This is a genomic window from Pseudomonas sp. LAM2023, assembly GCF_016620375.1.
GTDB classification, from domain to species: domain Bacteria; phylum Pseudomonadota; class Gammaproteobacteria; order Pseudomonadales; family Pseudomonadaceae; genus Aquipseudomonas; species Aquipseudomonas anuradhapurensis.
Genome location: NZ_JAENHV010000015.1, coordinates 71,400 through 85,324 on the forward strand (window position 1 = coordinate 71,400; position 13,925 = coordinate 85,324).

Below are 13,925 nucleotides of genomic sequence, written 5' to 3' on the forward strand. Positions count from 1 at the left end.
CCTGATTGACCCGGGGCATGTGGTGCACAGATGCCACAGCCCCGCGAGGAGACTGCATGAGCCTGCCTGCCGCGTTCCTGCGTGATGCCGAGCGCCTGATCCCCGCCGAACGCCGTTTCGACGACCCTACCTCCACCCTGGCCTTCGGCACCGACGCCAGCTTCTACCGGCTGATCCCCAAGCTGGTGGTACGCGTCGAGACCGAGGACGAAGTGGTCGGCCTGATCAAACTGGCCCAGCGCGAGCGGGTGCCGGTCACCTTCCGCGCCGCCGGCACCAGCCTGTCCGGCCAAGCCATCAGCGACTCGGTGCTGATCGTGCTAGGCGACAACTGGAACGGCCGTGAAATCCGCGGCCAGGGCGAGCAGATCCGCCTGCAGCCAGGGGTCATCGGCGCCCAGGCCAACGCCTGGCTGGCCCCGTTCGGGCGCAAGATCGGCCCCGACCCGGCCTCGATCAACGCCTGCAAGATCGGCGGCATCGTCGCCAACAATGCCAGTGGCATGTGCTGCGGCACCGCGCAGAACACCTACCACACCCTGGCCGGCCTGCGCCTGGTGCTGGCAGACGGCACGCGCCTGGACAGCGAAGACCCGGCCAGTGTCGCCGCCTTCGAAGCCAGCCACGCCGAGCTGCTGGAAGCGCTGGCCCGCCTGGGCCGCGAAACCCGTGCCAACACCGCATTGGCCGAGCGCATCCGGCACAAGTACCGGCTGAAAAACACCACCGGCCTGTCGCTGAATGCGCTGGTCGACTACGACCAGCCGCTGGACATCCTGCAGCACCTGCTGGTCGGCTCCGAAGGCACCCTCGGTTTCATCAGTGCAGTCACCTACAACACCGTGCCCGACCACCCGCACAAGGCCAGCGCCCTGCTGGTGTTCCCCAGCGTCGAAAGCTGCTGCCGCGCGGTGACTGTGCTCAAGCAGCAACCGGTTTCGGCGGTAGAACTGCTCGACCGCCGCAGCCTGCGCTCGGTGCAGAACATGCCCGGCATGCCGCTGTGGGTAAAAGGCCTGTCGGACAACGCCTGCGCCCTGCTGATCGAATCCCGCGCCGCCAGCCAGAGCCTGCTGCACGAACAGCTGCAACAGGTAATGGCCGCGATCGCCGACTTCCCGCTGGAACAGCAGGTCGACTTCAGCGAAGACCCGACCGTGTACAACCAGTTGTGGAAAATCCGCAAGGACACCTTCCCCGCCGTCGGCGCCGTGCGCCAGACCGGCACCACGGTGATCATCGAAGACGTCACCTTCCCGGTCGAGCAGCTGGCCGAAGGCGTCAACCGCCTGATCCAGCTGTTCGACAAGCACCGCTATGACGAAGCGATCATTTTCGGCCACGCGCTGGAAGGCAACCTGCACTTCGTTTTCACCCAAGGCTTCAACAGCGCCGCGGAAGTCGCCCGTTACCAGGCGTTCATGGACGACGTGGCTCAGTTGGTGGCGGTGGAGTTCGGCGGTTCGCTCAAGGCCGAGCACGGCACCGGTCGCAACATGGCGCCGTTCGTCGAGCTGGAATGGGGCAGCGACGCCTACCAGCTGATGTGGAAACTCAAGCGCCTGCTCGACCCCAACGGCATCCTCAACCCCGACGTGGTGCTGAGCGAAGACCCGGACATCCACCTGAAGAACCTCAAGCCGCTGCCCGCCGCCGACGAGATCGTCGACAAGTGCATCGAGTGCGGTTTCTGCGAGCCGGTGTGCCCCTCCAAGGGCCTGACGCTCAGCCCGCGCCAACGCATCGTCATGTGGCGTGACATCCAGGCCAAGCAACGCGCCGGCCTCGACACCCGGGAGCTGCGCCAGGCCTACCAGTACCAGGGCATCGACACCTGCGCCGCCACCGGCCTGTGCGCCCAGCGCTGCCCGGTGGGCATCAACACCGGCGAACTGGTGAAGAAACTGCGCAGCCAGGCCGCTGACCACACCAAGACCGCCGACTGGCTGGCCGACAACTTCCACACCGCCCTTGGCGGCGCACGCCTGACCCTGAGCGCTGCCAACACCGCGCGCAAACTGCTGGGGGCCCCGCGCCTGGGCCGCCTGAGCGCCACGTTGAGCAAGGCCAGCAAGGGCCGCCTGCCACAGTGGACCCCGGCCATGCCGCAACCCCTGCGCCCGCTGCCCGTCGGCCCGGCCAGTCACGACGCCCGCCCGCGCGTGGTGTACCTGGCGGCGTGCGTTTCACGGGTGATGGGCCCGGCCTATGCCGACCGCGAGCAAAGTTCGCTACTGGACAAGACCCGCGCGCTGCTGGAAAAGGCCGGCTACCAGGTGGTGTTTCCCGACAACGCCGACAGCCTGTGCTGCGGCCAGCCGTTCGCCTCCAAGGGCTACCCCGAGCAGGCCGAACACAAGCGCCAGGAGCTGATCAATGCCCTGCTGCACGCCAGCCGCGGTGGCCTTGACCCGGTCTACTGTGACACCAGCCCGTGCACCCTGCGCCTGGTCCAGGACCTGGGTGAAAGCCGGCTGGACCTGTACGACCCGGTGCGTTTCATCCGCACCCACCTGCTCGACCGCCTGGAGTTTACCCCTCAGGACGAGCCCGTGGCCGTGCACGTGACCTGCAGTACCCAGCACCTGGGGGAAAGCCAGGCGTTGATCGACCTGGCGCGGCGTTGCAGCAAGCAGGTGGTGATCCCCGAAGGCATTCATTGCTGCGGCTTTGCCGGCGACAAAGGCTTCACCACCCCCGAGCTAAACGCCCACTCGCTGCGCAGCCTCAAGGACGCGGTGCAGTACTGCAGCGAAGGCATTTCCACCAGCCGCACCTGCGAGATCGGGCTGTCCAGCCATAGCGGCATCGACTACCACGGCCTGGTCTACCTGGTAGACCGCGTCACCCGCCCCCGCAGTATCTGACGGCTGACACGATCCCCTGTAGGAGCGGCCTTGCGTCGCGAAAGGGCCGCAAAGCGGCCCCAGGCTTGGTGCGGCGGAGCTGAAATCCCGGGGCCGCTGCGCGGCCCTTTCGCGACGCAAGGCCGCTCCTACAGGACGGCGTAGACCCGCGCCTGGCGCCAGATCCTCCACCGTCATCCGATTGAACCCCCGCCAATCCCCCGCAGTCCACCTTACAGGCCCACCTTCCAGAGGCCCCAGAGGAGACTCCCATGAAAGGTACCGCGCTTTCGGCCCTGTTCGCGGCCGCCACCCTGCTGGCTTCACCGGTGTTCGCCGCCGAAGACCTCTGCGCCACCAACCTGCAGAAGATCGACGACAACATGGCCACCCTCGGCGCCACCTCCGAAGGCCTGGACAAGGCCATCACCGAGCACGTCGACAAGGCCAAGGCCGCCCAGGCCGCAGGCGAAACCAAGGAATGTATCGCCATCACCAGCAAGGTGCTGGAGCGCCTGGACAAGACCGAAAAAGGCAGCGACAGCAACAGCGGCTCGTGACCCCAGGCGCGGGCGACGGGCCCTGCTGTCGACGTCGCCCGCACAATGGCGTATACTCCGCCTCACGTACCGTAAGGTGCGTTAGCTTAGAGCTAGTGTGGGGCCGATTAGGATTCGACGCCGGTAGCGAAACTCTAGGTGCATGCCGAGTTGGTAACAGAACTCGTAAATCCACTGTTGCAACTTTCTATAGTTGCCAATGACGAAAACTACGAGGGTTACGCTCTCGCTGCGTAAGCAGCTGAGCCCGCTCTCCTGGTAGCTTCGGCTCCAGCAATCATCAGGGGATGCCTGTAAACCCGAAATGATTGTCATACAGAACAGGATCGTCGTGTAGCACGTTGGGGGCAAAGCGACTAAAACTTACCCAACTCGTCCAAAGCACCCTGCCCGTCGGGCGGCTGCGGATTAACTCAGTAGACACGGCTAAGCATGTAGTACCGACAGCGGAGTACTGGCGGACGGGGGTTCAAATCCCCCCGGCTCCACCAAATTCCAGAGAAGAAGACGCCCTAGGGCGTCTTTTTTTTGCCTGGATTTTTGCGCATGCGCCCGAAAAAATCGGATTTATCCCCTTCCTTGTAGGCCGTTTCCCAAAGATACTCCCAGCGCCTGTTTTCCATTGCACGTGCTGGATGCGGGCTCTAGTCTCGGCGTGTCGTTGCCCTTCAACGACCGGGTTTAGCCGCCCGACATCGTCAGACACCACAGCCGTGCAATTCCGAGCAATCGGCATTGGCGCCTTATGGCGGCTGTGCGTGGGGCACCTTCGGGTGCGCCGGGTGCCTGACGTCCCGGTCGGCTAACCCGCGTACAGCTGCCACCCTACTGTTTAGCCGCGGCGGGTGGTCGCTTCACTACGACAGGAGCCACACCATGCTGAAGATCGTCCCTGATCCGCCCCATTTCCTCCACTCCCTGGAAGACACGCTCATGCTGGCCTCGGACTACGCGCTCTGCGCAGAAGCGGTAGCCCAGCAGGCGGTACTGATGCAGCCGCGATCGCCGGTATCGCTATTGATCACGGCATCGATGCACGAGCTTGAAGCCTTGCGCAAACTGCTCGATTCAGCGCTGGCGCAGATCCAAAAGCCAGCGCACCCGCAGCAAGTGCACTGATCAGCCAACAGGCTGGCTGGCGCCAAACGCGTGGGAGCCCGGCTTGCCGGCGATAGCGCCAGCCCAGGCATCTACCACACCAGGGAAATCGCTCAATGGCTACCGAAGACAACAAATGCACCGTCGGTAAAACCATCTTTTACCAAGGTGAAAACCAGACCCACCCACTGTTCCGCATCGAGCCCGGCATCCCCTGCCAGAACGCCCGCGAGCAAGCCTCGGAACTGATGGGCTATGCGCGGGACCTGACAATCGAGGGTTTGATGGAAGATAAACCGAAGCTGATCTGGGCCGCGCATTACCTGTGCGCCTTGGGCAAGGCGCTGCTGGATGATGCCGAACTGGGCATGATGCGCTGAACACCGCACGGCCCTGCTAGGGTGCAGGGCCATCCTCGGAAACAGCCTCAACCAAGTCGGTCCGCCACTATGAAGCGGTGGTCTCCAGCGTACCGGCGCTGCTGGCGACCACCAGCGCGACGATACAAGCCAGCAAAGCGAAGGCCGTGAACACCGCCAACACATGCATGCATGGCATGACATGGTTCCAGGCACGAGCTACCCCCAGGAAAGCGGCAAACAACCAACCACTCATGGAGAACGCCCCCAGGAGTGCCAGACGGCCACGGTCCGAACGCGGCAAGAGGACGAAAGGCGCTTTTTGCAACAACGGGAAGCCGATGCGATGCAACAGACCGCCGTTCAGCGTCAGCAGCGTGACGACGGCAACCTTGGCCCAGAGTTTCTGGTTGAGCAAGTAGGCCGTGCCCTCAAGAAGATACCCCTGAAGTACCAACAGCAGACCGCTGCCCCAGAGGGCCAGTAATGCGAGGGTGGCAATTTTCCTGGTTTCTTCCAGGTACTCATGCTTTGCCTGGTCCAACGCCTCTTTGCGCCAGCTCCAAAGCTTGTGATCGGCAAGCAATACCCTGCCCAGGGCAATACAGGTGGCGATCAGGTGAACGTACACGAGGAGCATCTTCAGCATTCTTTTCGACCTTGTTTTTATAGGGACAAATGCGCTCCTTGCGTGGCGAATGTTAATGATAGCGATTAACTGTTGCAACAATATGTTGCAAAGTTATCTCGTCGCTCCCCCATCGGTGCGGTATCCCGAAATTTCACTAGCGCACGCCCGGCATCCCGGCGTCAGGCCGGGATGCGGCGCCCTCAGCCTTACCAGCTATAACTCAGCTTGGCCGTCACCTCCCGCCCCGGGTTGTAGTAGTTCGCTGTCCCCGAGCCCACCACATGCTGCTCGTCAAACAGGTTGCTGACGTTAAGCGCCAGGTCAGTCCCCTTGGCGATCTGGTAATTCAGCGCAGCGTCGAACAACGTAGTGCCATCGCTCTTCTTGGTGTTAGCCGCATCCATGTAATAAGCCCCCACATAGCGCGCTCCGAGGCCAACGCTCACGTCGGTGCCCGGAATGCTGTAGTAGCCCCACAGGGAACCCGAGTGCTTCGGCGCCGTGGCGAATTCATTGCCCTTGAGCGAAGAGCCGTCGTACAACGCCCCGCGCAGCACCTCGGACTGCATGTACGAATAGGCGCCAATCACGCTGAAGTCCTGGGTAATCTGCGCCTTGGCTTCCAGGTCCAGGCCGCGCACGCGCGACTCGCCCACCGTCTGTTGCTCGATGATGCCGCTGGGCAGTACCACGGCGATGGTGACGTTCTCCTGGGTGAGGTCATACACCGCCGCCGAGAACAACGCGTCCATCCCCATCGGCGAATACTTCACGCCCACTTCGTACTGCTTGCCCGTTTGCGGTGTAACGCCAACCTGGGGCGGCGATACGGATTCCACCATGCTCACATAGGTGGAAACCTCGTCGTTGACGATGTAGGTCAACGCAGCCCGGTAGGAGGTTTCCGAGAAGGTGTCCTTCTCTTCCTGGACACCGCCGACGTATTCCTTGCTCGACAGGTCCATCGAGTCATTGCGCACGCCGGCAGTGGCGATCACGCGGTCGTAGAACGACAGGTTCTGCTGCAGGAAAACCGCCTTGGTAGTGGCGTCGTTCTTCTGCCGGGTATAGGGCGTGAGGCCGCCCGGTACGCCGGTGAATACCGGGTTGGCAATGTCGATGGAGGGCGCCAGGCCGTAGATCGAGCTTTGTCTGGTAGTCGAATCGAGGTACTCCACACCGACCAACGTGCTGCTGTCGACATGCTCGAACTGCGCATCGTATTGCAGCATCAGGTTACCGTTGAGCTGGTCGGCATCGCTGTCGGTGCCGAACACGTAACGCGGGATGACGGTGCCGACCCGCGCCGGGCTGTCGCTCAGGTAGGCGTAGCCGAAGTCATCGCTCAACTCGCTGTAGCGCAGGTTGCTGCGCAGCACAAAGCCATTGTCGAAGTCGTGGGTGATGTTGCCGCTGAGGCTGGTGCGCTCCACGTCATGGAAGTTGTAGCCTGGCTCACCATAGAAATCGCTGCGGTCGTATTGCTTGTCCAGCGGATAGCCACCGCTGTTCGGCGAACTGTCGGTTTTCAGGTAGTCCACGATCATCGTGGCCGAGGTGTAGTCGGTAGGGGCCCAGGTCAGGCCGCCCATGACGAAGCGGTTGTCGTCCTGGGAGTGGTCATACTCACGGTCGCTGTTCTGCATCTTGGCGGTGAAGCGCCCGGCCAAGGTCTTTTCCTCGTTCAGCGCATCGCCGACATCGATGCCGGTTTCGGCATGGTCGAACGAGCCGTACGTCACGTAGCCCTGGCCAAACTGCTCAAAGCGCGGCTGCTTGCTCACGAAGTTGACCGAGCCGCCCGGGTCTGCGGGGCCAAACAGGGTGGAGTTGGCGCCGCGCAATACCTCGATGCGCTCGTAGGCGTATGGGTCTTCCCGCACACCCCGCATCGAGCTCAAGGTCAGGCCGTCACGGTAGGTGGTGGCCTGGAAGCCACGGATCAGAAAGTAGTCGTTGCGGTCGTCCGAACCGTAGTAGTCGCTGACCACCCCCGGCGTATATTGCAGCGCTTCTTCCGTGGTGCTGACGCTGCGCTGTTGCATTTCCTTGCTGGTCACCACAGACACGGAAGCGGGCGTATTGAGGAGGCTGGTGGCCACCTTGCCGCCCACCCACAGCTCCTTGGCGACCACCGAGTTGCTGTCATCGTCGGCGCTGGCCTTGACCTTGGCGTTGATGATGACCGGTGCCAGGCGGTAGTCCTCGCTGGCGCCAAGCTCCAGCGGGCCGGCAGGCGCGGGTTGTGACACCACCAAATAGGCGCCCGGTTCTTGTTGCTCCGCCTGAAGCTGGGTGCCCTGTAGCAGTGACGAGAGTGCAGCCGAGGTGCCCAGCGTCCCCTGCACCCCTGCAGTGCTGCGGTTGGCCACGGCCTGTGCATCGAAGGACAGGCTGACACCTGCCTGGCGGGCAAAGCGGTCAAGCGCTGGCGCCAGCGGGCCGGCAGGAATATTCCACTGCTGTAGCTGGCTGTCAGGCTCAGACATTGCAGATTGCGCCAGCACAGGTAGCGCACAACTGCTGACAACCAGGCCCAGGAAAACACCATGCAAAGCACGGCTCAAAGGATGGCGCTGTGGAACCGGGGTCGAACTCATTTTCTCGCTCCGTAGAGGGATCGGCAGACTGGCCTATAATCCGGCCTTCCCTAGATGCCGAACGAGAATGAGAAATCACCTCATTTATTTTCGAGACAGCCTCACGCGGTGAGACTTATTCCTGGTTGCGGTAAACCGGAAAAAACAAAGGGCACCCTCCACTGGTGCCCTTTGCCTTACCGCCAGGTGAACCCAATCACCCCATCGAACGCACCCCTACGGGTTGCGCGTGGCCTCGCGAAGTCACGATTCCCAGGAAGGAAATAATGATCGCCAGGCCCAACGTCGAGCTGACCTCCGCCCGGTGTTCAGGCGTGTACATCATCACCGCCAGTGCTCCTGCAATGAACAGGATCACCGCCCAGGTCAGGTACGGGAACAGCCACATGCGAAACTTCAGCTCGGTGTTCTCGCGTTCCAGGCGGCGGCGCATGCGCAGCTGGGAGATGGCGATGACCATGTACACCAGCAAGGCGATGGCACCGGAGCTGGCCAGCAGGAACTCGAACACGCCCTTCGGCGCGAAGTAGTTGAGGACGGCGATGGCCGCGCCGATCAGGGTGCTGCCGAACACTGCGGCACGCGGCACGCCGACCTTGGAGGTCTTGTTGAGCATGGCCGGCGCGTCACCACGCTTGGCCAGCGAGTACATCATCCGCGAGGCGATGTAGATCGATGAGTTCATGCAACTGGTCACGGCCACCAGCACCACCAGGTCGACCATGAACGCCGCGTTGGGGATGTTCATGATCTCCAGTGCGCGCTGGTACGAGCCCACCACTGCCAGTTGCGGGTCGTTCCACGGCACCACCGAAATGATCACGAAGATCGACAGGATGTAGAAGGTGCTGATACGCCAGATCACCGAGCGGGTGGCCTTGGCGATGTTGCGCGACGGGTCGCTGGACTCGGAGGCGGCGATGGTCACCGCCTCGGTACCGATGAAGCTGAACATCACGGTGATGAACGCGCCGACCACCGCCGACCAGCCCTTCGGTGCGAAGCCGCCATGCTCGGCCATCAGGCTGCTCAGGCCGCTGACTTCGCGGTTGGGCAACCAGCCCATCAGGGCAGCGAAGCCCAGGCCGATGAAACCGAGAATGGCGGTGACCTTGAGGATCGCGAACCAGAACTCGAACTCGCCGTACTTGGCCACGCTGAACAGGTTGGTGCCGGCCAGCAGCAGCACCGAGGCCAGGGCGAAGATCCAGCTGTCTACCTGCGGGAACCAGACGTTCAGTACATGGCCGGCGGCCAGCGCTTCGATGGGGATCACCAGTACCCAGAACCACCAGTACAGCCAGCCGATGGTGTAGCCGGCCCAACGGCCGATGGCCTGGTCGGCATAGGTCGAAAACGAACCAGTGTCAGGGTGTGCAACGGCCATTTCGCCGAGCATGCGCATGACCAGCACCACCAGGGCCCCGGCCACGAAATAGGAAAGTATGGTAGCTGGCCCGGCTGCCGCGATGGCATGGCCAGAGCCGACGAAAAGTCCGGCGCCGATGATGCCGGCGATGGACAGCATCGTTACATGACGAGGCTTGAAACCTTGGGCAAGGTTGCCATCAGATCCCACGGTGTTCATTGATGTTGTTCTCTTTTTGCTGACACAAGGAAGGACGGGCAGGCGTAGGCGAAAATATCTCCTTTGAAATCAATAAGTCGACACATTACTTGCGCGCTGTTGTTGATATTTGGCGCGCGTCACAGAGCAGGTGTCCGCATAGGTCGGGGTTCATTTAAGCCGCGCAGGGCTGTGGGAAATTACACGAGAACGCCCCGGAACTGTTCGATCACGACAGGCCGTTTTCACCAGCGCCAGATTTTGCCGATGGCGTGCCCGCTGGCGACAACGGTCCATCTGAGGCTTCTGTTTTTCATTTGGATGTGCGACCTGTGCCAGCCCTGCGCGGGCAAGCCCGCTCCCACTGCTGCTGCGTACACTTCAGGCCTTCGCAATAAGCTGTAGGTTGCCCACGAAGAGGGCGGCACAGGCACCGCCACATTCAGCCTCAACAAAAAAGCCCCGGTTTCCCGAGGCCCCATTCGCAACACCTGGCCTGTACCTGGGTCAGCGCACCAGGCACGGCCGCTTGTTATCAAAGCGCCAGCCAGGAATCAGGAACTGCATCGCCACGCTGTCATCGCGCGCGCCCAGGCCCATATTACGGTAGCACTCATGGGCCTTGGCCAATTGCGCCTCATCCAGCTCCACCCCCAGCCCTGGCCGGGCCGGCACACGCACATGGCCATCGACGATGCGCAGCGGCTCGCGGGTCAGGCGCTGGCCGTCCTGCCAGATCCAGTGGGTGTCGATTGCGGTGATCTCGCCCGGCGCCGCCGCCGCCACCTGAGTGAACATCGCCAGCGAAATATCGAAGTGGTTATTGGAGTGCGAACCCCAGGTCAGCCCCCAGTCGTTGCACATCTGCGCCACCCGCACCGAGCCCTGCAAGGTCCAGAAATGTGGGTCGGCCAGCGGAATGTCCACTGCCTGCGACTGGATCGCGTGGCCCATCTGCCGCCAGTCGGTCGCGATCATGTTGGTGGCCGTGGGCAAGCCGGTAGCGCGGCGAAACTCGGCCATCACCTCACGGCCCGAATAACCGTCCTCGGCACCACACGGGTCCTCGGCGTAAGCCAGCACAGCGTGCTTGTCACGGCACAGGGCAATGGCCTGCTGCAACGACCAGGCGCCGTTCGGGTCGAGGGTGATGCGCGCTTGCGGGAAGCGGTCGGCCAGGGCCGTCACCGCTTCCATTTCCTCCTCGCCTCGCAGCACCCCGCCCTTGAGCTTGAAGTCGCTGAAGCCGTAGCGTGCCTCGGCGGCCTCGGCCAGGCGTACCACTGCGTCGGGGGTCAGTGCTGTTTCGTGGCGCAGGCGAAACCAGTCATCGTCGCTGTCGGCTTCGTTGCGGTAGGCCAGGTTGGTCTGCCGGCGGTCACCGATGTAGAACAGATAACCGAGCATCTTCACCGCGTCGCGTTGCTGCCCTTCGCCCAGCAGTGCAGCCATCGGCACGTTCAGGTGCTGGCCGAGCAGGTCGAGCAGCGCCGACTCCATGGCAGTTACCGCATGCACGGTAATGCGCAGGTCGAAGGTCTGCAGGCCACGCCCGCCCGAATCGCGGCCAGCGAAGGTCTGGCGCATGGCATTGAGCACGCGCTGGTAATGGCCGATCGGCTGGCCGAGCACCAGGCTGCGGGCGTCTTCCAGGGTCTGGCGAATCTTCTCGCCACCGGGCACTTCGCCCAGGCCGGTATTGCCAGCGCTGTCGCGCAACACCACCACATTACGGGTGAAGAACGGGCCATGCGCACCACTGAGGTTGAGCAGCATGCTGTCATGGCCGGCGACGGGGACGACGCGCAGGTCGGTGACTACCGGGGTGCCGGTGTGGATAGCGGGGGTTGTCTGCAGGTTCATGGTTGTTGTCTCGCAGTCATCAGTGGCTCTGGCCCAGGGCCGAAGGGGCCTTGAGGTCGTCGGAAGGGGCGCCCTTCGGGCGCGTGCGTACGAAGAACACGGCAATCGCGGCCAGTACCGAGGTCACCGCCAGGCCGTACAAGCCGCCCTGGATCGACCCGGTCTGCTGTTCCAGCAGGCCGAAGGTGGTGGGTGCGACGAAGCCACCGAGGTTGCCGACCGAGTTGATCAGGGCGATCACCGCTGCGGCAATGCGTGCATCCAGGTAACCCTGCGGGATCGGCCAGAACAGCGAAGACGCCGACTTGAAACCGATCGCCGCGAAGCACACTGCAACAAAGGCGAACACCGGCCCGCCGGTGGTGGACATGAACATGCCGATGGCCGCGACCACCAGTGCCCCGGCCACCCAGGCCTGCTGGAACTTCCAGCGCGCGGAGCCGGCGGCGAAGGCATACATGGCCAGGATCGAGATCAGCCAGGGGATCGAGTTGAAGAAGCCGACCTGCAGGTCGCTGAGGTCGCCCATGCGCTTGATGATGCTGGGCAGCCAGAAGGTGGCGGCGTAGATGGTCAGCTGGATGCAGAAGTAGATCAGGCAGAACAGCAGGATCTGGCGGTCCTTGAGCAGGCTCCAGGCCGATGGCTTGTCCGCTGCAACGGCTTCACGCTCACGCTGCTCGCGATCGATGGTGGCCACCAGCGCGTCCTGCTCGGCCTGGCTCAGCCACTTGGCATCCTGCGGCCTGGAATCGAGCCAGAAGAACACGAAGAAGCACAGCACCACCGAGGCCATGCCTTCGATGAACAGCATCCATTGCCAGCCATGCATGCCCAGGCCCTGAAGCTGCATCAGCGCCCCGGCCAGCGGCCCGGAAATCAGCGAGGCCAGCGCCGAACCGCTGAGGAAGATGGCAATTGCCTTGCCGCGCTCGGCGGCAGGCAGCCAGCGGGTGAAGTAATAGATCACCCCGGGGAAGAAGCCTGCTTCGGCCACGCCGAGCAGAAAGCGCAGCACGTAGAACTGGGTTTCGTTCTGCACGAAGGCCATGGCCGTGGCCACCAGCCCCCAGGTGAACATGATGCGGGTCAGCCACAGGCGCGCGCCAACCTTTTGCAGCAGCATGTTCGAAGGCACCTCGAACAACGCATAACCGATGAAGAACAACCCGGCGCCAAAGCCATAGGCCGCGGCACTGATGCCCAGGTCGCTTTCCAGATGCGGGCGGACAAAGCCGATGTTGACGCGATCGAGGTAGTTGACGATGAACATGATGACGAACAGCGGCAGGACGTGGCGCTTGACCTTGGCCACGGCACAGGCCAGGGCGTCGCCTTCATTCCGGGTCGACGGAGCGAGGGTATCGTTCACTTGCGGATCTCCCACTAATTGTTTTTGTGCGGGGCGGAGTTGTCTGACATGACAGTGGGAGGGAGCATATGCGCGGCGCAGTTGTACGACAAGCTCAACAATGTCGTCAAAATTGCAAAATACAAGCTGTCAAAATACAAAATTTTCGAAAACGTGCCGGAATCGCGACGCTATGAAACGCCTGGAGCGTGGCAAAAATCAGCAAAAAATATTTCTATCGATTAACTTGTCATACAAGCACTGACAGCAACGGATCACATCATGGAACCCGAACGCCTGCGCAAACATGGCCACAGCCGTGCTCACGACCTAGTCTCCAGCCTGACCCAGCAGATCTTGCTGGGCACCTTCAAGCCCGGCGACAAACTGCCCTCGGAGAACACCCTGGTACGCGAGCACGGGGTAAGCCGCACCGTGGTCCGCGAAGCCTTGTCGAAACTGCAGGCATCGGGGCTGGTGGAACCACGCCACGGCATCGGTACCTTCGTGATGGAGCGCCAGGCCCAGGCTGGCCTGCGCATCGCTGCGGAAAGCGCGGCGAATGTGCGCGACCTGCTGGAGCTGCGCATTGGCCTGGAAGGCCAGGCGGCCGCCCTGGCCGCGCTGCGCCGTGATGATGGGCACCTGGCACGCATGCGCCAGGCGCTGGATGACTACCAGGACCTGGCCGCGGCGGGCGACAGTTGCATCGAGGCCGACCGGCGCTTTCACCTGTTGATTGCCGAGGCCACCGGCAACCTGTATTTCACCGAGATGCTGCTGCAGCTGGGCAATGGCCTGATCCCGCGCAACCGCATGGCGCTGGCTGAGCGCAGCGGGGCGAAGCTGGCGCGGCAGGCGTACCTGGCCAACCTCGAGCATGAGGCGATCCTCAATGCCATTCGCCGGCGAGACCCGGACGCCGCGCGGGCGGCTATCTGCCTGCACCTGTCCAATAGCCGCGATCGCCTGCTGCCTGAACAGGCCTGACCCACTCTCCGGTAGACGCGGCCTTGCGTCGCGACAGGGCCGCAAAGCGGCCGCCGGTTT

General features: G+C 62.9%; 10 protein-coding genes and 1 other RNA gene. 6 read left to right on the plus strand and 5 right to left on the minus strand.

The annotated features are described in order from the left end of the window. Positions 1–56 precede the first annotated feature (56 nt). From JKP78_RS05985 to JKP78_RS06005, 5 genes are all read left to right on the plus strand, one after another. The gene (locus JKP78_RS05985) at positions 57–2,867 is read left to right on the plus strand and encodes an FAD-binding and (Fe-S)-binding domain-containing protein (RefSeq protein ID WP_200626237.1); all 2,811 of its coding nucleotides are present in this window, start codon (positions 57–59) and stop codon (positions 2,865–2,867) included. 251 nt (positions 2,868–3,118) lie between these two features. After that, positions 3,119–3,406: a hypothetical protein gene (locus tag JKP78_RS05990; RefSeq protein ID WP_186686668.1), complete on the plus strand. Its 288-nt coding sequence runs from the start codon at positions 3,119–3,121 to the stop codon at positions 3,404–3,406. Between the two features lie 99 nt (positions 3,407–3,505). After that, positions 3,506–3,897, plus strand: a transfer-messenger RNA (tmRNA) gene (gene ssrA / locus JKP78_RS05995). Positions 3,898–4,282: 385 nt separating this feature from the next. Further along, positions 4,283–4,525 (plus strand): hypothetical protein, encoded by a 243-nt coding sequence (locus tag JKP78_RS06000; RefSeq protein ID WP_170032784.1) that lies wholly within the window; start codon positions 4,283–4,285, stop codon positions 4,523–4,525. Between the two features lie 95 nt (positions 4,526–4,620). After that, complete coding sequence (locus tag JKP78_RS06005; RefSeq protein ID WP_170032786.1) at positions 4,621–4,884, plus strand: DUF3077 domain-containing protein; 264 nt, start codon at positions 4,621–4,623, stop codon at positions 4,882–4,884. A 67-nt stretch (positions 4,885–4,951) separates the two neighbouring features. Here the strand turns inward: JKP78_RS06005 and JKP78_RS06010 are convergent, their stop codons facing one another. The 5 genes from JKP78_RS06010 to JKP78_RS06030 all read right to left on the minus strand — a co-directional run bounded on the left by JKP78_RS06010 (position 4,952) and on the right by JKP78_RS06030 (position 12,896). Next, positions 4,952–5,512: a hypothetical protein gene (locus JKP78_RS06010; protein WP_200626239.1), complete on the minus strand. Its 561-nt coding sequence runs from the start codon at positions 5,510–5,512 to the stop codon at positions 4,952–4,954. A gap of 188 nt (positions 5,513–5,700) precedes the next feature. After that, positions 5,701–8,094 (minus strand): TonB-dependent siderophore receptor, encoded by a 2,394-nt coding sequence (locus JKP78_RS06015; protein ID WP_200626241.1) that lies wholly within the window; start codon positions 8,092–8,094, stop codon positions 5,701–5,703. A 196-nt stretch (positions 8,095–8,290) separates the two neighbouring features. Beyond that, on the minus strand, positions 8,291–9,682 hold the full coding sequence (gene gabP, locus JKP78_RS06020) for a GABA permease (RefSeq protein ID WP_186686656.1): 1,392 nt from the start codon (positions 9,680–9,682) through the stop codon (positions 8,291–8,293). A gap of 486 nt (positions 9,683–10,168) precedes the next feature. Beyond that, positions 10,169–11,524, minus strand: a complete 1,356-nt coding sequence (gudD, locus tag JKP78_RS06025; protein WP_186686653.1) for a glucarate dehydratase — start codon at positions 11,522–11,524, stop codon at positions 10,169–10,171. Positions 11,525–11,543: 19 nt separating this feature from the next. Further along, on the minus strand, positions 11,544–12,896 hold the full coding sequence (locus JKP78_RS06030; RefSeq protein WP_186686650.1) for an MFS transporter: 1,353 nt from the start codon (positions 12,894–12,896) through the stop codon (positions 11,544–11,546). Between the two features lie 261 nt (positions 12,897–13,157). Between JKP78_RS06030 and JKP78_RS06035 the strand changes: the two genes are divergently transcribed. Then, the gene (locus JKP78_RS06035; protein WP_170032796.1) at positions 13,158–13,865 is read left to right on the plus strand and encodes a FadR/GntR family transcriptional regulator; all 708 of its coding nucleotides are present in this window, start codon (positions 13,158–13,160) and stop codon (positions 13,863–13,865) included. The last annotated feature ends 60 nt before the right edge of the window (positions 13,866–13,925 follow it).

What these genes read in the sequence shown, in the direction of transcription:
- gabP (WP_186686656.1), bottom strand. Translation starts at nt 9,682, where the DNA reads ATGAACACCGTGGGATCTGATGGCAACCTTGCCCAAGGTTTCAAGCCT.
- gudD (WP_186686653.1), bottom strand. Translation starts at nt 11,524, where the DNA reads ATGAACCTGCAGACAACCCCCGCTATCCACACCGGCACCCCGGTAGTC.
- JKP78_RS05990 (WP_186686668.1), top strand. Translation starts at nt 3,119, where the DNA reads ATGAAAGGTACCGCGCTTTCGGCCCTGTTCGCGGCCGCCACCCTGCTG.
- JKP78_RS06015 (WP_200626241.1), bottom strand. Translation starts at nt 8,094, where the DNA reads ATGAGTTCGACCCCGGTTCCACAGCGCCATCCTTTGAGCCGTGCTTTG.
- JKP78_RS06010 (WP_200626239.1), bottom strand. Translation starts at nt 5,512, where the DNA reads ATGCTGAAGATGCTCCTCGTGTACGTTCACCTGATCGCCACCTGTATT.
- JKP78_RS06000 (WP_170032784.1), top strand. Translation starts at nt 4,283, where the DNA reads ATGCTGAAGATCGTCCCTGATCCGCCCCATTTCCTCCACTCCCTGGAA.
- JKP78_RS06035 (WP_170032796.1), top strand. Translation starts at nt 13,158, where the DNA reads ATGGAACCCGAACGCCTGCGCAAACATGGCCACAGCCGTGCTCACGAC.
- JKP78_RS05985 (WP_200626237.1), top strand. Translation starts at nt 57, where the DNA reads ATGAGCCTGCCTGCCGCGTTCCTGCGTGATGCCGAGCGCCTGATCCCC.
- JKP78_RS06005 (WP_170032786.1), top strand. Translation starts at nt 4,621, where the DNA reads ATGGCTACCGAAGACAACAAATGCACCGTCGGTAAAACCATCTTTTAC.